20 protein-coding genes are annotated in these 22168 nt (G+C 45.1%); 4 read left to right on the top strand and 16 right to left on the bottom strand.

What is annotated here, in order from left to right:
- Window positions 1-40: 40 nt before the first annotated feature.
- The 6 genes from sucD to F461_RS0111475 form a co-directional block, all read right to left on the bottom strand.
- Window positions 41-2137 carry a succinate--CoA ligase subunit alpha gene (gene sucD / locus F461_RS0111500; protein WP_020001310.1) on the bottom strand — a complete coding sequence of 699 codons (2097 nt, stop codon included), beginning with the start codon at window positions 2135-2137 and terminating at the stop codon, window positions 41-43.
- Window positions 2138-2652: 515 nt separating this feature from the next.
- Window positions 2653-3309 (bottom strand): lactate utilization protein, encoded by a 657-nt coding sequence (locus tag F461_RS0111495; protein ID WP_020001309.1) that lies wholly within the window; start codon window positions 3307-3309, stop codon window positions 2653-2655.
- A gap of 3 nt (window positions 3310-3312) precedes the next feature.
- A complete protein-coding gene (locus tag F461_RS18730) occupies window positions 3313-4674 on the bottom strand; it encodes a tetratricopeptide repeat protein (protein WP_020001308.1) in 1362 nt (453 codons plus the stop codon).
- Entirely contained in the window at window positions 4664-6004 is a 1341-nt protein-coding gene (locus tag F461_RS0111485; protein ID WP_020001307.1) for a histone deacetylase family protein, read from the bottom strand. The genes F461_RS18730 and F461_RS0111485 overlap by 11 nt, the downstream gene beginning before the upstream one ends.
- A 55-nt stretch (window positions 6005-6059) precedes the next feature.
- Window positions 6060-6716 carry a dTMP kinase gene (gene tmk / locus F461_RS0111480; protein WP_020001306.1) on the bottom strand — a complete coding sequence of 219 codons (657 nt, stop codon included), beginning with the start codon at window positions 6714-6716 and terminating at the stop codon, window positions 6060-6062.
- Window positions 6717-6886: 170 nt separating this feature from the next.
- On the bottom strand, window positions 6887-7963 hold the full coding sequence (locus tag F461_RS0111475) for a 3'-5' exoribonuclease YhaM family protein (RefSeq protein WP_020001305.1): 1077 nt from the start codon (window positions 7961-7963) through the stop codon (window positions 6887-6889).
- 367 nt (window positions 7964-8330) lie between these two features.
- Here F461_RS0111475 and surE point away from each other — a divergent pair, with 367 nt between their 5' ends.
- The 3 genes from surE to gap all read left to right on the top strand — a co-directional run bounded on the left by surE (window position 8331) and on the right by gap (window position 11550).
- Window positions 8331-9089: a 5'/3'-nucleotidase SurE gene (gene surE, locus F461_RS0111470; RefSeq protein WP_020001304.1), complete on the top strand. Its 759-nt coding sequence runs from the start codon at window positions 8331-8333 to the stop codon at window positions 9087-9089.
- Between the two features lie 511 nt (window positions 9090-9600).
- Window positions 9601-10524 (top strand): class II fructose-1,6-bisphosphate aldolase, encoded by a 924-nt coding sequence (gene fba, locus F461_RS0111465; RefSeq protein ID WP_020001303.1) that lies wholly within the window; start codon window positions 9601-9603, stop codon window positions 10522-10524.
- Window positions 10525-10548: 24 nt separating this feature from the next.
- Entirely contained in the window at window positions 10549-11550 is a 1002-nt protein-coding gene (gene gap / locus F461_RS0111460; RefSeq protein WP_020001302.1) for a type I glyceraldehyde-3-phosphate dehydrogenase, read from the top strand.
- A 288-nt stretch (window positions 11551-11838) separates the two neighbouring features.
- Here the strand turns inward: gap and F461_RS0111450 are convergent, their stop codons facing one another.
- The 7 genes from F461_RS0111450 to F461_RS0111420 are packed head-to-tail and all read right to left on the bottom strand — an operon-like array spanning window position 11839 to window position 18625.
- Window positions 11839-12678 carry an FAD/NAD(P)-binding protein gene (locus tag F461_RS0111450; protein ID WP_020001300.1) on the bottom strand — a complete coding sequence of 280 codons (840 nt, stop codon included), beginning with the start codon at window positions 12676-12678 and terminating at the stop codon, window positions 11839-11841.
- Window positions 12678-13736 carry a 4Fe-4S dicluster domain-containing protein gene (locus F461_RS0111445; protein ID WP_020001299.1) on the bottom strand — a complete coding sequence of 353 codons (1059 nt, stop codon included), beginning with the start codon at window positions 13734-13736 and terminating at the stop codon, window positions 12678-12680. The genes F461_RS0111450 and F461_RS0111445 overlap by 1 nt, the downstream gene beginning before the upstream one ends.
- A 2-nt stretch (window positions 13737-13738) precedes the next feature.
- Window positions 13739-14695 (bottom strand): 4Fe-4S dicluster domain-containing protein, encoded by a 957-nt coding sequence (locus F461_RS0111440; RefSeq protein ID WP_026364744.1) that lies wholly within the window; start codon window positions 14693-14695, stop codon window positions 13739-13741.
- Window positions 14695-15219 carry a hydrogenase iron-sulfur subunit gene (locus F461_RS0111435; RefSeq protein WP_026364743.1) on the bottom strand — a complete coding sequence of 175 codons (525 nt, stop codon included), beginning with the start codon at window positions 15217-15219 and terminating at the stop codon, window positions 14695-14697. Before F461_RS0111435 ends, F461_RS0111440 begins: the two co-directional genes overlap by 1 nt.
- Complete coding sequence (locus tag F461_RS0111430) at window positions 15195-17168, bottom strand: CoB--CoM heterodisulfide reductase iron-sulfur subunit A family protein (RefSeq protein ID WP_020001298.1); 1974 nt, start codon at window positions 17166-17168, stop codon at window positions 15195-15197. The genes F461_RS0111435 and F461_RS0111430 overlap by 25 nt, the downstream gene beginning before the upstream one ends.
- Window positions 17169-17180: 12 nt before the next feature.
- Entirely contained in the window at window positions 17181-18056 is an 876-nt protein-coding gene (locus F461_RS0111425; RefSeq protein ID WP_020001297.1) for a CoB--CoM heterodisulfide reductase iron-sulfur subunit B family protein, read from the bottom strand.
- On the bottom strand, window positions 18056-18625 hold the full coding sequence (locus F461_RS0111420) for a 4Fe-4S dicluster domain-containing protein (protein ID WP_020001296.1): 570 nt from the start codon (window positions 18623-18625) through the stop codon (window positions 18056-18058). The genes F461_RS0111425 and F461_RS0111420 overlap by 1 nt, the downstream gene beginning before the upstream one ends.
- A gap of 938 nt (window positions 18626-19563) precedes the next feature.
- Between F461_RS0111420 and F461_RS0111415 the strand changes: the two genes are divergently transcribed.
- A complete protein-coding gene (locus F461_RS0111415) occupies window positions 19564-20013 on the top strand; it encodes a metal-dependent hydrolase (protein WP_020001295.1) in 450 nt (149 codons plus the stop codon).
- A 75-nt stretch (window positions 20014-20088) separates the two neighbouring features.
- Here the strand turns inward: F461_RS0111415 and F461_RS0111410 are convergent, their stop codons facing one another.
- The 3 genes from F461_RS0111410 to F461_RS0111400 all read right to left on the bottom strand — a co-directional run bounded on the left by F461_RS0111410 (window position 20089) and on the right by F461_RS0111400 (window position 22137).
- Window positions 20089-20934 carry a J domain-containing protein gene (locus tag F461_RS0111410; protein WP_020001294.1) on the bottom strand — a complete coding sequence of 282 codons (846 nt, stop codon included), beginning with the start codon at window positions 20932-20934 and terminating at the stop codon, window positions 20089-20091.
- Window positions 20935-21273: 339 nt separating this feature from the next.
- On the bottom strand, window positions 21274-21717 hold the full coding sequence (locus F461_RS0111405; RefSeq protein ID WP_020001293.1) for a YkgJ family cysteine cluster protein: 444 nt from the start codon (window positions 21715-21717) through the stop codon (window positions 21274-21276).
- The gene (locus F461_RS0111400) at window positions 21718-22137 is read right to left on the bottom strand and encodes a CoA-binding protein (protein WP_020001292.1); all 420 of its coding nucleotides are present in this window, start codon (window positions 22135-22137) and stop codon (window positions 21718-21720) included.
- Between the last annotated feature and the right edge of the window lie 31 nt (window positions 22138-22168).

Genomic DNA, 22168 nt, shown 5'->3' with positions numbered 1-22168 from the left:
AACGCATAGATACGCACAAAAACGGGCAAATATGCTCTATCTATTTTGCGCTACCGTCTAAAATCTCCTTAACCAGCTTTGGAAGCTGTCCAAGATCAGGACTGATAACAAAACCTGCATCACGCATGGCTTGTAGTTTTCCTTCAATACCGCCGGACTTTTCATCCAGTATAGCTCCGGCATGACCAAGACGTTTTCCGGGAGGGGCAGTTCGGGCTGCAATAAAGGATACAACCGGCTTTTCAAAACCAGTCATCATCACATAGCGGGCAAGCTCTTCTTCCGCTGTTCCGCCGACTTCACCCAAAATAAGTACTGCATGCGTATTATCGTCATTACGTACCAGTTTGAAAAGATCAGTAAAACTTGTTCCAATAAAAGAGTCACCGCCAATCCCTACACAAATGGATTGACCAATTCCGGCCTGCGAAAGTCTATCTGCAGCTTCATATGTCAGAGTACCTGATCGAGAAAAAATAGCTACATTGCCAGCAGTAAAAACGTTCGCTGGCATAATACCAATTTTGCACTGTCCCGGAACAATAACCCCCGGAGTGTTAGGGCCGATGACCCGCGTTCTGGTGCCAGCCACATCTTTCAATGCAGACAACATGCTGGCCTGCGCAATCCCTTCAGTAATACAGATAACCCATGGAATCTCTTCAGTTGCTGACTCAGCAACCGCATCGGCAGCAAACGCAGCAGGTACAAAGATAATTGAAGCATCAATACGATGATGTTTTTTTGCTTCATGCACCGAGTTATACACGGGTACCCCCATCACCTCCTGCCCACCTTTGAAAGGTGTGACGCCAGCTACAATATTAGTCCCGTACTCCTGCATCAGCGCAACATGACGTTGCGCAACTTTACCTGTAATACCCTGAACAAGAATTTGAGAATTTTCATTTAATCCCAGAATGTTATCAACTTCAGTTCGAGTAAACGGGGGCATCAACGGCGGCATCAATTCTTCTTCCAAAGTAAATTCAACAGTGGGTGCATCAGCAGGTTTTAACGTATGCAATTTCTCAAGTGCATCATTCATTTCACTGGCAATATAGACATTTTCTACGGAGGACTCCTGCATCAATGCGCGACCTTCTTCTGACTCAAATCCCGCCATACGTATAACAATAGGTTTCGGTGCAGATTTTCCTCCGAGAACTGCAAGTAACGCGGTGCCGACCTCTTTACAGGAAACAATGCCGCCGAAGAGGTTAATAAAAACCACCTTCACATCATCATTCCCGAATAAAAGATCAAGAGCACGCTTAATACGCTCCCTGTCTGCTGCGCCCCCCAAGTCCATAAAATTTGCTGCGGTTAATCCCTTGAAGTTCAACAAATCCATCGTTGCCATAGCAAGTCCGGCACCGTTAACGAGAATCCCTACCCAGCCTTTGAGCTGGACATAACTCAGTCCTGCTTCACGGGCGATGTTTTCTTCGCGGGAATGATGCTCCGGAGTATAGTAGTCTCCCAGACTATCTGGATACAGATCTACCACATTGTCATCAAGTTCAACCTTGCCATCAAGAGCCACCCACTCCCCCTGTACTGTAATGACGAGCGGATTTATTTCTGCCATAAGCAGGCCATACTTAGCTACAACACCGTATAGTTTTTTGACGAGATCACAGAATCCGGAATAATGCTCTTTGCCTACACCAAGTTCAAAAAATGCGGCTCGCAAGTGATGGTCTTTCAAACCGGAAAGAAGATGAACCCGCTGAATAAGCGGCTTAGCTGCCTGCGTAGAAGTTTCAACTTCAATCCCGCCTGCTGAGCTTACTGTGAAGAGAAGGTCTTTGCGCTCACGCGAGAGCACAAAAGAAAGGTAGCATTCTTTTGCAATATCGGTTGCCTGCTCCACCCGAATGAAGGGAACCGTATTGCCTTTGATTTCCATGGTAAAAATTTTTTCAGCCTTTCGGTAAAATTCTTCCGGACTATCCGCCCGCAAAATACCACCGGCTTTCCCGCGTCCGCCAGTCAGAACCTGTGCTTTAAGGTACCACGGTGGACTCATATGATCAGGAACAACTATAGAATCAGGTGTTAAAAGAGTTCCCTCTGGGGTAGTAATTCCAGCCTCGCCAAACAACTTCTTGCTCAAATGCTCGTTCAGAAACATGGTGCTCCGTCCGTAAGATGAAAATTATCAGTCATCAAGTGTTGGAACCATTCGCTGGACAAGAATGTTCGAATACGGTTTCCCGTACAGGTCGGCGATAAGAAGTTCCCTTCTTATACTATGAGCGCTGCAAGCCACAATATGGCAACAACGCTACAACAAAAGAATGTGCCCCACACGCCTTTTTAGAAAATACCACTCCTCCCTTGGTATCCTATAAGCGTGTTCCGACCAAAGTCTCATTATTGTAAACAGCGCTAACATCCAGCATCCTCAACAAAACTTACTGAATATCTTAATGCAACGATACAGTATCTGGGCGTATGTCCGCAGGGCTTAGCACCATACGGCACTCTAAGTATGTACAGGTGCCCCCCGTACAGTCGAAGCCATACTTTTATGCTTAGCACAGTATGGCAGGGTATGAGAAAATAAGCAGTGCGCCCACAGTAAGTTAAAAGACACACTGCTCTTATCATCCGGAGTGCTTTAGCAGCCGAATTCTAAACCAACTGTTAGAAACCAGCGTCTTCGTTAATCAGAACAATTTTAATACGCTTTGCAGGGAAGGACTTTTCGGTAATTGTCCAGATATTACAAATGCGCTGCGGGCTGGAACAATCCATACACTGCCCCGTTTTTTTACAAGGAGTTTTCATATCCAGTCGCATTGTATTGATTGGCGCTACATAGTCCTTAATACGGAACATGGCATCGTCTACTGTTTCCACCAGTTTGTTTCTACTGATAAACAACACAACATGTTTAGGGCCAAAATTTAATGCCGCTACACGGTTGCCAATCATATCAAGGTTTACAAGCTTGCCACACTCAGTCACTGCGTTTGTGCCTGTAAGAAAAAGATCAGCCAGCAAAGCCTGACGACGGAGTTCGTATTTCGCTTCATTTGACAAAGACTTATCAAACGTATCCATAACCTCTAATGATGCATCAGCACGCACGGCTTCCACAATGCCTGTATCCATTAATGTAGCAGAGCCACCAAAAGACACAGTTTTTACTCCTTCAAGAGAAGGCATTATCTGCTCATCAAAAACTTTTTTTGCATCCGCAACAGAGTCTGCCATAAATACATCAAAATTGTTCTTCTCAAGAGCCTGTTTAAGATCTGCCAGACGTAATGTCCAAAAAGTATTAATTGGGTTAGTCATAATTTAATCCAAACTAGTTTTAAAAGGTCTGTTTTCATTATACAACGCTAGGCGTTTTTCATATTTCGTAAGCTGAAAATTAGGCAAACGATATTCAATTCCGCGAGCTAACGCTTCCTGCTGTGTTACAACAGCCTTATCAAATTGATCAGATGCTGCATACGCAGCAGCCAAGGAATCTAACACCCGCGGATGTCTTTTACTTTTTTCGACAAGCGGCAACAATAATTTGACTGCACGTTTCCCATCTCGAACGGCGTCAGAGGGGCAGGTTGCTAAAAACCACCCAACTTCGTTTACTGCAGATATGGAATCTGAAAAGACAAGAATCTGTTCCATGTCCGCCTTTGCAAGTGCAAAGTTCCCCATATCGCACAACGTCTGCATTCTTGAAACGAGCAACCGCGCATCGCTAGGCGCTACCTGTAACCCTGTATTCAAGTCTTTCAACGCTTCCAAAAAATTATTTGTGGTACGCCACAAGGCCGCGCGATTCAACAGTGCTTCGGTATACATACCGTTAATAGATAAAGCACTACTAAAATCATTAAATGCTGCATCAATTTTTCCTAAAGCAATTCTACAATAGCCTCGATTATTATAGGCAACGGAATTGTTCGAATCTAACTCAATAAGTCTTGAATACATAATCTCTGCAGCAGACGATTGACCAAGTTTCTGTAACAGTCTTGCCTGCGCCATTATCAGATCCAACCGATCAGGTTCTAACGCGGCTGCTTTTTCCAGCCAAAAATATGCAGTACCGGGTTCGCCTTTTTTCAAAGCAATCTTATAGAGATAGTACACAGGGTCAACTAATGTTGAATCAAGAACATGCGCAGTTTTCAGGAATGGTTCAGCTGCATTATAGTCCTTCATTACATAGGCTATGATGCCACGAGCTGTAGGAACAATCGCATATTCATCGGCGTAATCCTGCACCGGTCTCAAGACATCATGCGCGGCTACAAACTTTCTGCCGTGCACATAGGCAATTGCAGCTAAGCCATGAGCTGTTACATACTCTTTATGCAATTTCATGCAGAACGAGTTGTACTGATCAAGCTCACGTTTTTTTTTCCGCTTCTCCTCTTTATCTACCATAAAAGAAGTGTGGCTTAGATTTTTCTGCTCAGGTTGGACAAACGATTTTGTATATTCATCAAATAATTTTATAACCTTACTCCACTTTTTATGCTTATACGCATCCTGCAATGACAGGTAGAGAGCATCGCTTTTCCTCAGTTGTTCCTGCATATCTTCAGGCACAAACTCATTAGCATACACAAATAAATTGCAGCTCAAGCAAAAGCAAACGGCGAGGAGAAGCACCCCCGCGCCGTAACGATTTTTTTTAAAATCCATACCGCACGTACTCCTTTTCCCTGCGGTTAATACTTTGCACATATCGATACTTTTCATTTGTTCGCGCCTGCTCCAAAACTTGTCTTCCTATATTGAGACAACGGTCACAGGCTCCAACAGGCACCTCAACTCCAAGGCTTAACGGATTTACAGATGACCATGTTTCAAGCCGCAATGTTCCGGAACAATCCGGGCACAGCACTACTGATTCTATCTGGCTTTCAGTGATACCATCCGTATCATAATAAATATCTTTAGCGCGGACGATAAAATCGCCGTCACGCTCATAACCGGCATCGTTAATTAACGCATCAATATCAGGTGTAGATGACGAAAAATACCCTGCCAGTAAAGCTTCAGATAACTTTTTAATATATTCTGTCACCTGTTCTGTTTGTGCGTAACGCTTTGGATTAAAATCCGGCTCTGCCACATGCTCGTAATCAATACCAGCCATAGCGAGACAGATCCCAAGGTTTACATATGGCAACGCGCCTTGAATCGCATACCCACCTTCCAGCACTGCAATCTGCGGATTAAGTAATTCATTCAGCCGTGCATACCCACGTGCTGAAAAATTCATATTGGTAATCGGATCTGAATAATGATTATCCTGCCCTGCTGAGTTAATAATAATATCCGGTTTAAAGTCATCCAGCACAGGAAGCACAACATTCTCAATTGTATATAAAAAACCTTCATCCGACGTATTAGGCGGCAACGGGATATTCAACGTTTTTCCATATGCATTCACACCACCGCGCTCATCAGGAAAACCGCTCCCCGGATACAACGTTCTGCCATCCTGATGCATGGAAATAAAAAGTACATTCTTATCGTTCCAATACACATCCTGTGTACCATCACCATGATGGCAGTCGGTATCGACAACAGCAATTTTAAGGGGACCATACGTTTCACGAATGTACTCAATCATCACGGCTTCTATATTGATAGTGCAGAATCCACGTGAGCCATGTACGGACTTCATTGCATGGTGCCCGGGAGGACGAACCAGCGCAAACGCTTTGTCCTTTTCGCCTTCCATAACCAGCTGGGCGGCACGAATCGCACCACCGGCAGAAATCAAGTGCGATTTAGTGCACACGCTTTCCACATTCGGGAAACAAAAGTGTGTGCGCTCCACATCTTCCAACGAAGCCACGAGTGGCTTGTATTCCGAAATTCCCTCAATATCAAAAAGCCCTTCCTCACGCAGTTGATCCTGCGTGTACAAAAGACGCTCTTCCCTCTCAGGATGAGTTGCGCTAATCGCCCAGTCATATGCGGGGAAAAAAATAACCCCTAAAGAATTTTTAGCTCGTAGCATACGTTCTCTTCTGCCTACTGTTGCCCGTCTTTATCGATGACACAACAACAGTTGTTTAATCAATATTTTTTGTTTTCATCATTGCAATAGTGGTGCGCATGCGCTCAACAACCTGTTTAAACACTTCTTCAGGAGTCACAGAAGCATCTACAACAGCAAAACGTTTATTGTTCAACGCAGCCCAAGTTAAGTACCCTTCGCGCACACGCGTATGGAATTCCATAGCTTCAGCCTCAAAACGGCCTTCTGCCCGAGAAAGTCCTTTTTCTATATTACGGGAAAGTGCACGACGTAACCCGATCTCAGGTTCTACATCAAAAAGCAGAGTCAAATCAGGCCATAACCCTGTAGTCGCAACTTCATTAAATGAATGTAACAGGTTCGGATCAAGCCCGCGGCCATACCCCTGATACACGACAGTAGAGTCTGCGTAACGGTCACAAAGAACGACCTTACCTGATTCAAGAGCAGGCTTAATCACCTGCGACACATGCTGCGCTCTGTCAGCAAGATATAAAAACAATTCTGCTTCGCTAGTAATATCTGTATTCTCTGCATCAAGCAGCAAAGCACGAAGCGTTTTTCCAAGCTCACTACCTCCCGGCTCACGGGTAAGCACGACATCATACCCTTCAGATTCAAGCCATTTGTGCAGCTTTTTTAAAACAGTACTTTTACCGGAACCTTCCATTCCTTCCAAAGAAATAAACATATCGTATCCTTGTTATGTCATCAGTGAGTCGTATCACTATCTTTCTCCGTACTCTCTCATCTTTCGAGAACGGCTGCCGATCCGGCGAGCAAGGGGGACTGCCCTCTACCCGCAACCAGCTATTAGTATGACTTAGTGAGTTATTTTTTTATAATAAGTGCAAAGGGAAATTAAAAGTCATCGTCTGATGGTATCCCTGCTGAAAATTCAGGCGGCGGAACGTCTCCCTCCGGAGACGTTGGCAAAGGATTTTCACCAAAAAACTGACGAGGGTCAGGAGGCGTCATCTTCGGTTTAAAAATAAAGCGCCCCAATGTATTTTGATATGGAGTCCACCCCGTATCGCCATATTCAAAATCACTAAACAATCCACGAAGCTGCGCAAGCTTTGCATCGATATTATCAGCATAATGCAGCACAAGCGCTTCTGCAGTAGCAGGAAGTACAGGAGAGCCCCATTCACGCTGACCATGATGCCCAAGGATCAAGTGCTTAAAATGCATCTGTAATTCCACAGGCAGACCGGAGACAGCAAGATACGGTTCCACTTTCTCCAACCCTATATTGATATGCCCGATAAGTCGGCCTTCGTCAGTATAATCTTTCACTAATCCCGCACTCAATTCCCATGCTTTCCCGATGTCATGGAAAATGGCACCGGCAAGGAGCACCTGACGATCAAGTTCCGGATACTGGTCACAAAGTTTCATGCATAGCTGCGCCACAGATAGAGTATGCTCAAGTAAACCACCTAAATATGCATGGTGAACATTTTTTGCACCGATTGCACTTTTGAAACGGATAGAAATTTCTTCATCAGCAAGAGCAGATTCAACAAATGTCAACCATGGGGTATACGTGAAAACAGACGCACATAGTGCAAGCAAATCTGTGTACATATCGTCGGGATGCTGTTCTGATGCGGCAACAAAATCGCCCATATCCAGCTCTGCAATATCATCTGGAGAAAGTATCCGCATGTGCTCAATATTCACATCCAGAATATCACGGTATGTGCTGGCACGACCTTTTACTGCCAACATCTGTCCTGCTGCAATTTCAGGAAACTGCTGCGCAAGCGGACTCCATGCCTTTGCTCCGATAGATCCCGTCATATCAGATAATTCAAGTCTCCAATAAGGGCCATTCCGTGCCTGAGCTAGTGTCGCCTGTGTAATTGCAAAAATAGAAAGCACTTCGTCATTATTGGAAATATCGCGAATAAATTGTATTTTTTTTAGGTCCATCTTATACCCTGAAGAAATGAAAACTACGTTTCTAAAATAGCCGCCAGAAGAAAATCTAACTTCGTAGCTGCTAACATGTCGTAACGGACTATTGAAGCACCATCGATATATTTACCTTTTATGAGGTTGAAACTATGGTGTAAAAAGCAAAGCATATCTTTTAACGAGTCACAGGAGAAAGACTCCCTGCCCGTTAAAAGCGATCTGTTCTCAAGACCCAGAACATGCGAATTACGATAACAACACAACTAACCCCTAAATACCACAGGTAAAATTTGTGTTATCAACATTACTATGATTCCTGTTTTTTCAGGACGTTGTCAAACCATTTGATATTTGCAAACTCAAGCAACTACCAGGGGTCCCCATGATTATTGCACTTACAAACGATGACGGCATTCAGGCACCGGGGTTACGAACCATATATAAAGCATTGATTAACGCAGGGCATACAGTCCACTGCGTAGCACCTGTTACGGAACAATCCGCTGTGGGACATGCTGTAACACTTGCCTTGCCGCTCCGCATCAAGGAATTCAAGGAAAACGGATTTCGCGGTAAAGGAGTCTACGGGACTCCTGTAGATTGCGTCAAACTGGGATTGTCCAGTCTTATTGATGAAAAAATCGATCTTGTCATCTCTGGAATAAACGCAGGAGCCAACGTAGGACCGGACATTCTGTATTCCGGTACGGTTTCCGCTGCAACTGAAGGCGCCAGCATGGGCTACCCCTCAATGGCAGTATCCTATGACAATTTCAGACCGGAAGATTTATCAGAACAAGCAGAGTTTGCAGTACAACTGGCAGAAAACCTGCCTTGGAATGCATTACCCACGCGTTGTGTCGTAAATGTTAACTTTCCTGATATGCCAATAAAAGAAACAAAAGGATTGCGTGTTTGCCCGCAAACCAGTGCTACTTGGAAAGACTGGTATGTACACAACACAGACCCGCGCGGAAGCAGCTACTGGTGGCTGGATGGTAAAATCCCACCAGAAGATGTTGCATCGGGTACAGACCGTGATCTATTATCAGAAGGATACGTAACTCTGACTCCGCTAAAATTTGATTTTACAGATGAAGTTACTATGTCCGCTTTATCCGTTCTAAACATGGATCAATAAAATGACTTTTCACGAAGTAACAGAAGTCATGAATTAGCTTACCCCGCGTATCCCGTGCCGCACTGCGCGGTTATACCGGCAGTGCGGCACGATCAATAAAAAGAATTGACAACAAGAGAAGTAGACAACAGTAGATTTTACGATTGTTCACAAAATTATTTTAAGAAAAGTACAGCTAGCTATTGCAGTTTGTTCACTTTGCTTTTAAGAGCACCACATGTAAAGTACACATGGTTGTCGCCAATACGGATATTTATCCACACGACAACTTGTACATACCTAGATCTGACTTAGTCTACCCCCTGCCCTTTCAACTTCATAATGGCGTTTTAATGCGCTAACAGTGTAAACGGTTAACTTACCGCCCGACCCATACGCGCCCATGGTCGAACACATCTTTATGTAGCAAAGTGGCACGGTTCAGTTTATGTGTTTTTTTATCAGTAATCATGGAATTACGGTTTGTTATACGTAACATCATGACTACATAATATTTTTGAGGAGGTCATTTATGCCACTTATCGGTACTAAAGAGATGTTTGCTCGCGCATACAAGGAAGGCTACGCAATCGGTGCGTTCAATGTAAACAACATGGAAATCATTCAGGGTATCATGGAGGCAGCTCAGGAAGAAAAAGCTCCTCTTATTCTGCAGGTTTCCGCAGGCGCACGCAAATATGCAGGTCAGGTCTACATTAAAAAGCTCATCGAAGCTGCACTTGTAGAAACAGATCACCCACTTGCTTTGCACCTTGACCATGGTCAGGACTTTGAAATTTGTAAGCAGTGCATTGACGGCGGCTTCTCTTCAGTAATGTATGATGGTTCCCACCTCGACTTTGAAGAAAACATTGCAGTTACCAAACAGGTAGTTGAATACGCTCACGAACGTGGCGTTGTTGTTGAAGCAGAACTTGGCCGTCTTGCAGGCATTGAAGATGACGTTCAGTCTGACAAATCCATTTACACTGATCCTGATCAGGCAGTAGAATTTGTAGAGCGCACAGGTTGTGACTCTCTTGCTATTGCTATCGGAACCAGTCACGGCGCATACAAATTCACCGGCGAAGCTCGTCTGGACTTTGATCGCCTTGAAAAAATCACCAACATGCTCCCTGAGTACCCTATTGTACTCCACGGTTCTTCTTCCGTGCCACAGGAGTTTGTTGAAATGGCAAACAAGTACGGTGGAGACATCGGTGCTGCGAAAGGTGTACCGGAAGAACTGCTGCGTAAAGCTGCAACCTACGGCGTTTGTAAGATTAACATCGATACAGACATCCGTCTTGCAATGACAGCTGTTATTCGTAAGCATTTTGCAGAAAACCCATCTCATTTTGATCCTCGCCAGTACTTAAAGCCAGCCCGTCAGGCTGTAAAAGATATGGTTCAGCACAAAATTAAAAACGTACTGGGCTGCTCTAACAAGATTTAACTAACTACTGCTAGGGAGCTTTTCATGGCTGTAAAGCTTGGTATCAACGGTTTTGGTCGCATTGGTCGCTATCTAGTTCGTCTCCTCGTAGACGATCCTGAATTAGAAATTGCTGCTATTAACGCACGCGCAGACAATGAGTCTCTTGCTCATCTTTTCAAATATGATTCCGTTCACGGAACCTTTGCCGGAGAAGTTGAAGCAAACGAAGAAGGCTTTAAGGTAAACGGTAAACAGATTATTGTTACCCGTTGCGCACGCGGCGAATGGAAATGGGGCGAACTTGGAGTTGAGATCGCCGTAGAAACCACCGGTACCATTAAAGACCGTGACGGTCTTGCCGAGCATATTGCATGCGGTGCTAAAAAATCTATCATTTCTGCACCGGGCAACGGCGTGGATGCGACCATCGTTATGGGTGTAAATGACAACACCTACGATGCTGAAAAACATCATGTTCTTTCTAACGCATCCTGCTCCACAAACTGTCTTGCTCCGGCAGCTAAGGTTATCAATGATGCTTTCGGCATCAAGCATGGCCTCATGACAACCATTCATGGCTATACCATGGGTCAGCGAATCCTTGATGGTTCACATAAAGACCTGCGTCGCGCCCGCGCGGCTGGAATGTCCATGATTCCGACAACCACAGGCGCAGCAAAAGCTGTTGGATTGGTACTTCCTGAACTTAAAGGCAAACTCGACGGTATGGCTATCCGTGTGCCAATTCCTGACGGTTCTCTGATTGACCTCACCTGCACTGTCGAAAAAGACACCACGGCAGAAGAGGTTAACGCAGCCCTTAAAGCAGCAGCTGAAGGCTCCATGAAGGCCCATCTGGGTTACTCCGACGAACCGCTTGTCTCCGTTGACTATATTGGAGATACTCATGGCGGCGTTGTAGACAGCCTCTGCACCAGTGTTATGGATGGTAACATGGTCAAAGTTCTTGTCTGGTATGACAACGAAGCAGGCTTTACCAACCAGCTGGCACGTCTTCTAAGAATGGTCGGTGCTTCCCTGTAGAATTCATTTGAATACAAAAAAAGCCCGCTGCATATGCAGCGGGCTTTTTTTGTCATTTTTTCTCTGGCACGATGATACCTTTTGCTGGTCTTCAAGGGCAAAAGCTCTGCCGTGCACCCGCAAAAAGAACACTCCTTACCCCTATGTTACTGTCTTGTGGTTAACCAAGGCATAGCATTCTCCTGACCTTTTTTCAGGATGAAGTTTCCCCTTTGCCCGCCGATAGAAGAAAAAAGCCCCCGATACACAGAGTGTGTCGGGGGCTTCATCAATCTATAACAATAACAACTACAGCTCGTTAGGAAGTTCCTGAAGTTCTGAATACTTGAACACAGGACCGTCTACACAAACATATTTATCACCGATGTTACAACGACCACAGAGGCCAACACCGCATTTCATACGTTTTTCGAGGGTAGTAAGAATCTTATCATCTTTAAAACCAAGCTCATTAAGAGCCATCAGAGTAAACTTGATCATGATTGGAGGGCCACAGGTAACCGCGTAGCCTTTATTATCAGGATTGATCTCTTTCAGTACATTCGGGATAAGGCCGGCTTTCTCGTACGGCTTCTTGCCCCACTCTTCATCCGGGTTATCCACGGTGAGTACTACATCAATGTCATCACGCTCAATCCACTCTGCAATGTCTTCCTGATAGCTCAAATCCTGAGGAGAGCGAGCACCATAAAGAAGAGTGATCTTGCCGTAATCGTCACGGTTATCCAGCATGTACACGAGGAGCGTACGAAGAGGAGCCATGCCGATACCGCCACCGATGAATGTTACATCCTGACCTTTCATTTCCTCTGTAGGAAATGCGTTACCAAGAGGTGCGCGAACACCTACAGAGTCACCAACCTTAAGCTGATGAATACGTGAAGTCACTTCACCGACACGCATTACGGAGAACTGAAGGTAATCCATACGAGTCGGGGAAGAGTTGATTACAAAGGTGGATTCACCGATACCGAAAACAGATAGCTGACCTACCTGTCCCGGTTCAAAAGTGAAATTCTTCATAACATTTTCATCATTAAAACGCACACGGAAGGTTTTAATGTTGGATGTTTCTTCCACAACTTCCATGATGGTAGCCATATCCGGCAGAACTGGATTAGCTTTCATTATTTAGACTCCTTCTTGGCGCCGCGAGCCTGTGCTGCTTTAACAATAGCACGAATATCCACAGAAGCAGGACAGCTTTTAATGCAACGACCACAACCACAGCAGGCAATATTCTTCTCGTATGTATCAGGGTAATAAGAGAATTTGTGGTTCACGCGGTTTTTCAGACGCTTAGCTTTGGTAGAACGCGGGTTATGTCCGCTACCTTCCAAAGTGTACTGGAAGCTCATGCAGGTATCCCATGTACGCAAGCGTTTACCGGTAGTACCGGTTGCTTCATCAGTAATGTTGAAGCAATAGCAAGTAGGACAAAGGTATGTACATGCGCCGCAGCTGATACAGCCGGCAGCCTGTTCTTCCCAGAATTCGTCATCATCAAACACAGCAAGAAGCTTTTCTGGTGCATCGGAGTAGTCATGTGCTTCACCAAGCATTTCGCGAGTAGCTTTCTTAACTTCTTCGGCTTCCGCGCATTTATTACCGCCGTCTGCAAAGACACTTGCTTCAAGCATCTGTCCACCACGTTCGGTAACAGCTTCAGCGGTGTAGCCGCCTTGTACAGGAGTAAGGAGTACGTCAGAACCAGCAGTGTCTGCAGGGCCGCTACCAACTTCGTGACAGAAGCAAGTAGACTCGACCTTGTTACATGCCAGTGTAATGAATAATGTATTTTCACGACGCGTTGCATAGTACGGGTCACGAATGCGCTCATTATCGAACACGCGGTCAAAGACTGTCATTCCACGTGCTCCACATGGACGCGTACCAAAAACTACTGCACGTTCTTTGGGCAGAGTTTCTTTAATGCGAACAGTGGAGTGCTCTGGATCTTCCAAGTCTTTTTCGTATTTGTAGAGAAGCAGGGTTTCATTTTGAGGAAAAACTGCTTCTTTTGGTGAACGCACAGGCACACGGTCAAGAACCGGCTTACGGCCTTCTGCAAGTGGACGGAAGGTCACAGAACCGCAGTCATCCACCGGAACAAACACTACGTGGTCTTTAGCAAGAGCCTCAAGCCACAATGTGATATCTTCGTTTGAGATAAATTTGCAAGCCATGACTAGTGCCGCTCCTCGATAGTTGGTTCTTCCACTTTAAAACACATAAGCGGAGGAGTATCTTCCGCATTGGTCCCTGCGTTGTAAGCGAAAACATCGCGAATAACGCCAGCCATTTTGCGTCTTAACAGCATAATCGGAATATCCATTGGACAAGCGCGCTCACATTCACCGCATTCTACGCAACGACCTGTTAAGTGCATTACGTGAATAAGCTGGAACATGAAGTTGTTCTGCACATCCACTTCTTCGCTCAACCATTTTGGTTCGCGAGAGTTCGCGATACAGTGATCTTTACATACGCACATAGGGCATGCGTTACGACATGCATAACAGCGAATGCAACGGCGCATCTGGTCCTGCCAGAAAGCAAATCGCTCTTCCAGAGAAAGCTTCTCAAATTCTTCGAGAGCCTTATTCTTTTCAGATTCCGGTTTCTTAGTGGATTCTTCGCCTACAAAATGAGAGCACTGCAAGGTATTCGGATAAACGCATGTTAAGCATTTATCAGCACACAATTCAGTAAACGGAACAGTCTCTTTATTGTCACCGACAACAACAGTTACGTTAGCACCGTCATTTTCAATGGACTGAATGAAACCAAGTTCACCGAAACGAGCCTGAAGCTTTGTATGGTTCAGTATACCGTTACAGCCGAAGCCAAAGATAGTAAGATCTTCTTCTTTAAGAAGATCTTCCTGAAGAAGCTCGATAACGGAACGGGAGTCACAGCCCTTCAGCACAAGGCCAACCTTTTTACCACCGCGTAATTCACGAAGGTAAGAAGCGGGGTTCACTACGCAGAATTCGTTAACAACGAGCTTATCAATATCTTCTTCAGAGCGGATAAAGAGGGGGCGAGTATGCAATGCATCGAACCCCTGCTGCCAGCCAATAACTACATCCAAATCAGGCAATGCCTGACGGATTTGTTCTTTAAGTTCTGCAAGAGCCTGCATTACGCTTTCTCCTTATGACACGGACACTGTTCGCCACAGGAGACAGCAGCCGCGATTTCTTTCAGACACTCTTCATCATAACCGGTGCCACCGGACATTTTTGGTGCCGGGCCGAGCTTGTGAATACGTTCTGTAAAGGAGGTAACAACATCCTGCCAGCGTTGGCCTTCGGATGCAGAAACCCATGTGTAATGGAAGCGTTCTGGATCAATACCGGTAACGGACAGGAACTGCTTGAGCATTTCAAAGCGGCGGCGAGCGTAAAAGTTACCTTCTGCATAGTGGCAGTCACGAGGGTGACAACCAGATACAAGTACGCCATCTGCACCACTCATGAGTGCACGTGCAATGAACAGCGGATCAATACGACCGGAACAAGGTACGCGGATTACGCGTAAATCTGTAGGCTGTTCAAAACGTGCAACACCTGCGGTATCTGCACCACCGTAAGAGCACCAGTTACACAGAAAGCCAACGATACGAAGATCTTGGCCTTCTGCTAAAAGTCCACTTGAGCCTGACATAAGGCGTTAACCTCCGCGAGAATCTGGTTGTCTGTAAAGTGCTGCAACTGAATAGCACCCTGAGGACAGGTAACGGTACAAATACCGCAGCCCTGACATACTGTTTCAATAACTTCAGCTTTCACATTACCTGCACGGTCGGTTACTTCTTTGATAGCACCGAACGGACAAGTGGCAGCACACTTCATGCAGCCTACGCAACGGGAAGTGTTAACGCGGGAGACCTGAGGGTCACTTTCAAGCTTATCTTTAGAGAACAGGGTCATTACTTTAGCTGCTGCCGCACTACCCTGACCAACGGATGTTGGAATATCTCTTGGTCCTAAGCAGGAACCTGCGAGGTAAACACCGGCGGTGTTTGTTTCAACTGGTTTCAGTTTAGGGTGAGCTTCCATAAAGAATCCGTAGGAGTCATAGGAAATACGCATTTTTTCAGCAAGTGCAGGTGCATTTTTAGCACTTTCTGCACCAACAGCCAGAACCACGAGATCGGCTTCAACTTCAACCTGCGTGCCAGCGAGAGTATCTGAACCACGTACGATGTATCGATCTCCTTTAGGGTAGATCATGGATACGCGACCACGAAGATACTGCACTCCATACTGCTCCTGAGCTCTACGGGTAAATTCGTCATATCCTTTACCAGGGGAACGAATATCCATGTAGAACACATAAGAATCAGAATCTGGGATGTGATCTTTAGTGAGAATCGCCTGCTTTGCAGTGTACATGCAACAGAAACCAGAACAGTATGGACGGCCAACGGCAGGATCACGAGAACCTACACACTGTACGAACACAACTTTTTTCGGTTCTTTACCATCAGATGGACGTTTAATGTGTCCACCGGTAGGACCGGATGCGTTCATAAGACGCTCATACTGCAGGGAGGTAATAACGTCCGGATACTGACCTGCGCCATACTGTTTGTATACAGAATGGTCGAACATGTCATAACCAGTAGCCGCGATAACCGCGCCAACTTTTTCCGTTACAATTTCATCCTTCTGCTCAAAGTCGATACATTTAGTAGGACAGATCTTGGCACACACGCCACACTTGCCCTTCTGAAGCATCAGGCAGCCTTCAGGATTAATTGCAGCTTTCTTAGGAATAGCCTGCGGGAAAGGAATGTTGATAGAGGTACAAGTGGAGATGCCTTCGTTGAATTTATCAACGTTTTTCTTGCTTGGGCATTTTTCCATACATGCACCACAACCGGTACAGTTATCCCAGTTTACGTAAGTAGCTTTTTTGCGCACCTGCACATCAAAGTTACCAACATAACCTTCAATTTTTTCCACTTCAGACATTGCATACAGCGTGATGTTTTCATGCTGCGAAACGTCTACCATCTTTGGACCTAAGATACAGGAGGAACAGTCAACGGTTGGGAAGGTTTTATCGATTTTTGCCATCTTGCCGCCGATGGATTGCTCACGCTCTACCATCACAACCTGATAGCCAGCATCTGCACAGTCGAGTGCAGCCTGAATACCGGCAACACCGCCACCAATAACAAGAACACGTTTAGTAACGTCGAACTTGTTAGCATAAAGCGGCTGGTCATTACGCAGCTTAGCAACAGCAATTGAAACGAGCTCAAAAGCTTTAACCGTGTTACGTTCCTTGTTTTTACCAATCCAGGAAACATGTTCACGGATATTTGCCATTTCGAGCATGTAGCGGTTAAGACCTGCACGCTCAAGAGCACGGCGGAAAGTTGCTTCGTGCATACGTGGAGAACAAGATGCTACAACAACGCCGTCAAGCTTGTGCTCTTTTATAGCTTCAATAATTTCATTCTGCCCCGGCTCGGAACAGGTATACATAGTGTCAGTAGTGAACACTACGTCCTGTAGCTTTTTGGCTTGCTCCGCTACAGCCGGACAGTCAACAGTAGCCGCGATGTTACTGCCGCAATGGCAGACAAATACGCCTATACGCATACTCTCTCCTTGCTATAAAACGCCAGCAAAACGCAGACGAGGTGTCGGGTCTACTACGAGCTTGGACAAGCCAACCTCTTCAGCAGAAAGACCAAGAGCCAAACCGAGCAGCTGTGTAAAGTACACAACCGGGATATCATAACTGGTGCCGTTTGCACGGTTCACCTGCCCCTGACGAAGGTCAAGGTTCATCTGACACAACGGACAGGCTGTTACAATAATCTCGGTATTCAGAGATGCTGCAACATCAAGCAGACGTCCTGAAAGTTCGGTTACAAGATCTTTTCTAGGCATACCGCCTGCAGCACCGCAACACTCAACTTTAAGAGGGAAAGGCAGTACAGTTGCGCCACACGCTTCCATGATATTGTCCATCGCCATTGGATTTTCAGAATCATCAAACTGCATAAGTTCCGGCGGACGGTTCATGATACAGCCGTAGTAGCAAGCGACGTTAAGGTCTTTAAGCGGTTTAACAACAGCTTTTTTAATAGCGTCCATACCAACTTTTTCCACAATAAGCTGCAAAGTAGACGCTACTGTAGCGGCTTTTTCGCAAGATTCGTCAAGAAGAGCTTCCACCTTAGGACGGTAGGTCTCATCTTCGATTTTGCGTGAAGCTGTGCGAAGGTTAGCAAGACAACTAGGGCAAGGTGTTACCACTTCTTCCTGCCCCTGTTTAGCTGCGAGGACAAGGTTACGAGCAGAAAGAGCAGCAGAAAGAGTATGATTTACGGTATGAGCCGGAGTGGATCCGCAACAGCTCCAATCATCGATGTCGTTAAGCTCGATACCGAGCTTTTTACAGACTGCACGAGTGGACTTGTCGTATTCTACAGACGTGCCACTACCGGAACACCCCGGGTAGTATCCTACAGAAATTGACATTAGCGGTTCTCCTTGGCGATATCGCGTTCTCTGAAACGTTTGAAGATTTCAGAAACGTGCTCTTTACCACGAATTTCATGCGGCTTAATCGAAAGCTTATTTTTGGGAAGCATCGCCGGAGCAAGATCTATGTCTGTCCAGAATCTGCCTGTTTTGCAAACGTATGATGCGGTTACGCCAAGTTCATACACTCGACCATGCTTTTCGACGGACTCAAGGAATGCATCGCCAAATGCTTTTATATTACGCTCTGTTGCGTAACCTGCCTCACGTGCCATGTGACGCAGAACATCCATAATTTTAGCGACATCAATGTTGTTAGGACAGCGAGTTGTACAGGACTGACAGCTTGCACACAGCCAAATAGAATGACTCTTAAGAACGGCTTCGCGCTGACCAAGCTGTACGAGACGCATTACACGACTCACAGAGATGTCGTACGCAAAGTTATAAGGACAACCAGCTGTGCAATTGCCACATTGGTAGCACGTTAGCACATTCTGTCCACTTCTCTCCTGAACTTCACGGATGAATTCTTTATCCGGAGAGTTAAGAGGGATGGTTTCCATGGCTCCTCCAAATGTTAACTGAAAAAGGCAGCAAATTGGCATAAAAAACATGCCTAAACACCAGTTCAGCAAAGAGTGATACAAGAAATAGAAGAACTCGGAAGCAATACAGACCCCGACTGCTATGCAACAAAGAATGAGACAAACGCCAAACACAAAAAGTAGTTACTTCAGCATATTACCCAAAAAAAACTTCGAGCCTCTTTTGCAGCTTTAACCCATAAGCGACAAAAACCCGTGTATGTTTTTCAGACTGTAGCGCTATGTAATGTCTCACATATCAACAATTTCATCTTCGAGCGGTTCATATTGTGGGTACCAAATCACAACAAAGTAGCTCTAGAAACATCACTCTATTTATAGTTATAGACTAACTCTGCTAACAAACATTGGCAACCCGTCTGTTCGATTTTTCCGAATTAATTTAATGCAAATAAAATCAAAAAAAACAGCGGAATATGATTCTATCATCACAATAAATGCGTTATTTTACTTGAAAACGTGTAATTATTGAAAATTTGTGCTGATTTGAACATTCAATCATCTGCCCATAAAACATTTGAGTGATCACTCAAATATCAAACAAAACTCTTTACCATTGCAAGAACGTTAAAACGGGGAAAAAAAATGAAACGATGTTTCACTCTTTTTCCCCGTTTACCTGCCCGAAGGCTCGGAGTGTTTCCATTGGCCGAGGGCGTCCCCCCGGCACTTTATGTGCAAACAGGCAGCGTGCCCGTCCTGCTCTACACTGTTTGTATTATGCCCATAAGCAACAGCTTCGCCATGATTTCAAACACTAAAAAAACTTCTATAACAGATGGATAACCTATAACAGATGTACACATTTTACACTTCTGGTCTTACCACAGTCTTTACCACTCGATATAATTTCAGTACATTGTTCGATAAATTTTGCATATTCATAAGGAAATACTATGCCCGGATATAAAGCACACCTCACAGGTGGCGCAGTATTAGGAGGCGGCACAATTGCAGCCGCAGTTCACTTTTCATATCTTCCCTACGATGCCTGGCTTCTCTCTGCACTATTTTCCATTGCAGTAATGGCATCCCTTTTTCCTGACACAGACACGGAATCGAAAGGGCAGAATTTTTTCTACTCCATTATGGCCATTACAGATGTTTTGCTCATCGTTAATCATTATTACCAATGGGCAGCCATACTCGGGTTATTTGCCATGCTACCGGCTTTAGGAAAACACAGGGGCTGGACACACACTTGGTGGGCCATGCTTCTCGTCCCTGTCCCACTCATTGCACTACCGTGGATTTTTTTCCGAGAAACATGGGTCGTGACACTGCCATTCTATCTTGCCGCTGTTATCGGGTACTTTTCGCACCTGCTGCTCGATAGAGAATTCTAGCTCAACTCAGCCAATAAAAAAATCCTGCCGAAGAACCTTCGACAGGATTTTTTATTGGTTTCCCATATACACAAATCACATACGGCCATGAATGGTCAGATATAAATCCCCCACCCATCCACCGATTTTTCGTCCCAGCTTACGTAGACGAATGGGATGACCCGCGCGAAAATCATTCGGCAAGGTAATTTCCAGTTGCCTTGTATCACCACCAAGCCCCTGGGAAAGAGTCAGGCGAACTTTAGCCCCCGGGCGCAGATTCTGCATGGGCAGGTGCATAACTTGATTATCATCAAGCTGCTTTTGCAACCATCCCTTTACCCCGCCTGTCATATCTACAGAAAAATCACGATCACCCCAATGCATGGAGAATTTACGTTTTTTAGGCATGATGATGGATTTGCCTCCATCACGCTTTATTTCGCGGTAGATATCCTCAAAAACACGCTTTGCAAACGGATCATTTAAAATTTCATTCAGTACAGATTCTTTTGAATAGCTACGCTGTTCCTGACTCCAAAAAGAATCATCAAACTCTGGACGCTTCTTGTTATACGTATCACCACTGGCTGCGTTTTTGTTTTTCTGAGCATCAAAATTAGACTTTGCTTTCCGATACGCAGCACGCGCACGGTCACGCACGGTACCATCGCGAGAAGCACGCTCAGAACGATAACCACTAGCAGCAGAGCGAGCCTTGCCGGAGGATTCCGTTGACCGGGAAGGACCAGCAGTTTTAGCAGCAGATGTAAGAATTACATATGCCTCATTAAGCTGCTGAAACTTACGTGACGCATTAGGATCATCCGGATGCAAGTCCGGATGTAATTCAAACGCACGCTTACGGTATGCTTGCTTTACTGCATCTTCCGATGCTCCGTTGGGTACATTCAGTAACTTATAGCATTCGCGTAACGTCACGGTTCCTCCATAGAAAACAAACTAAAAACAACAGGTAAGAGAACCTGCTAATATTTTTTGCAGATTACAACCACCAGTGTAAACTATATCAAAAAAAACAATAGATTGAGCAGATTATACAAAAATCAATTCGCCCTATAACCACAGTGAAGTTCAAATTCAGGCAACATGCTTGACCACGTTTACTACGGGCAAGCATCATACATAACAATCAATATTTGCACGAGCTACACGATACTCTAACATTATATATAAAAAAAGGCCGGTTTCATAAGGGCATCCCCTATGAACATCCAGCCTTTTCAGAAAAATCACAGCGCACAGTGAAACGGTGTAACCCTATTCGTCATCAAGAATAAGAGCACGAGCCTCACATTTTTTATCACTGGCAAGCAAGTTATGTTCGCGCAAATACGCTCTCCCCTGCTTTGCAAATTCGTCGTGGCTTACATCTCTTCGGATACCCGGGCAAAAGTCTTTAGCCATTTCCCAAGACTCAGAATCAATCACGTTGCCGCGGAAATATGGCCATGCACGGCAAATGTCCGGCTTGGCGATATGCACACCACAGCCTTTGCCCTGCACAAAGAAAATGCAAAAATTATCATCACCGACACGAATACGCAGTTTGCCGTCTTTGATTTCACCATATTTTTCGGTAAATTCTTCAGCAGACATTTTTAAGTGATCGGTAATGCGGGTAAGGTCTGTAGGGCTGACAATAATGCCGCCTTCGCCTTCACAACAGTGTCCGCACATCTGGCAATCAAACGCTTCTTTCATCTATTTATTCTCCAACCCGAGCCTGCTGTGTTCGACCATAATGCATTTGTCTTCAACTACAGCAATCCCATTGGCAGCAAGTTTTTTTCCGGCTTCCGGACTTCTGATACCAGACTGCATCCAAAACATCTTCGGCTTATCCCCTAAGGCAAGCACTTCATCAGCATGGGCAGAACAATACTGTGATGCACGAAATACGTTTACAATATCAACAGGCACAGGGATATCCGCAATAGACTTATATGTGGTTAATCCCCATACATTCTGACGAATAGGATGCACAGGAACAACAGTATATCCCTGATCTATAAGATATGTGCCAACCATATTAACAGGCTGCCCTGCTTTATCTTTAGCACCGATAATCGCAATAACTTTTGCATTGTCAAGCGCATCGCGCATGGCTTCATCAAAAATCATAATTTCCTCTCAGAAAATGTTGCAAGACAAA

The organism is Halodesulfovibrio aestuarii DSM 17919 = ATCC 29578, from assembly GCF_000384815.1.
GTDB classification, from domain to species: Bacteria; Desulfobacterota; Desulfovibrionia; order Desulfovibrionales; family Desulfovibrionaceae; genus Halodesulfovibrio; species Halodesulfovibrio aestuarii.
This window is presented reverse-complemented; position numbering and strand designations above follow the sequence as displayed.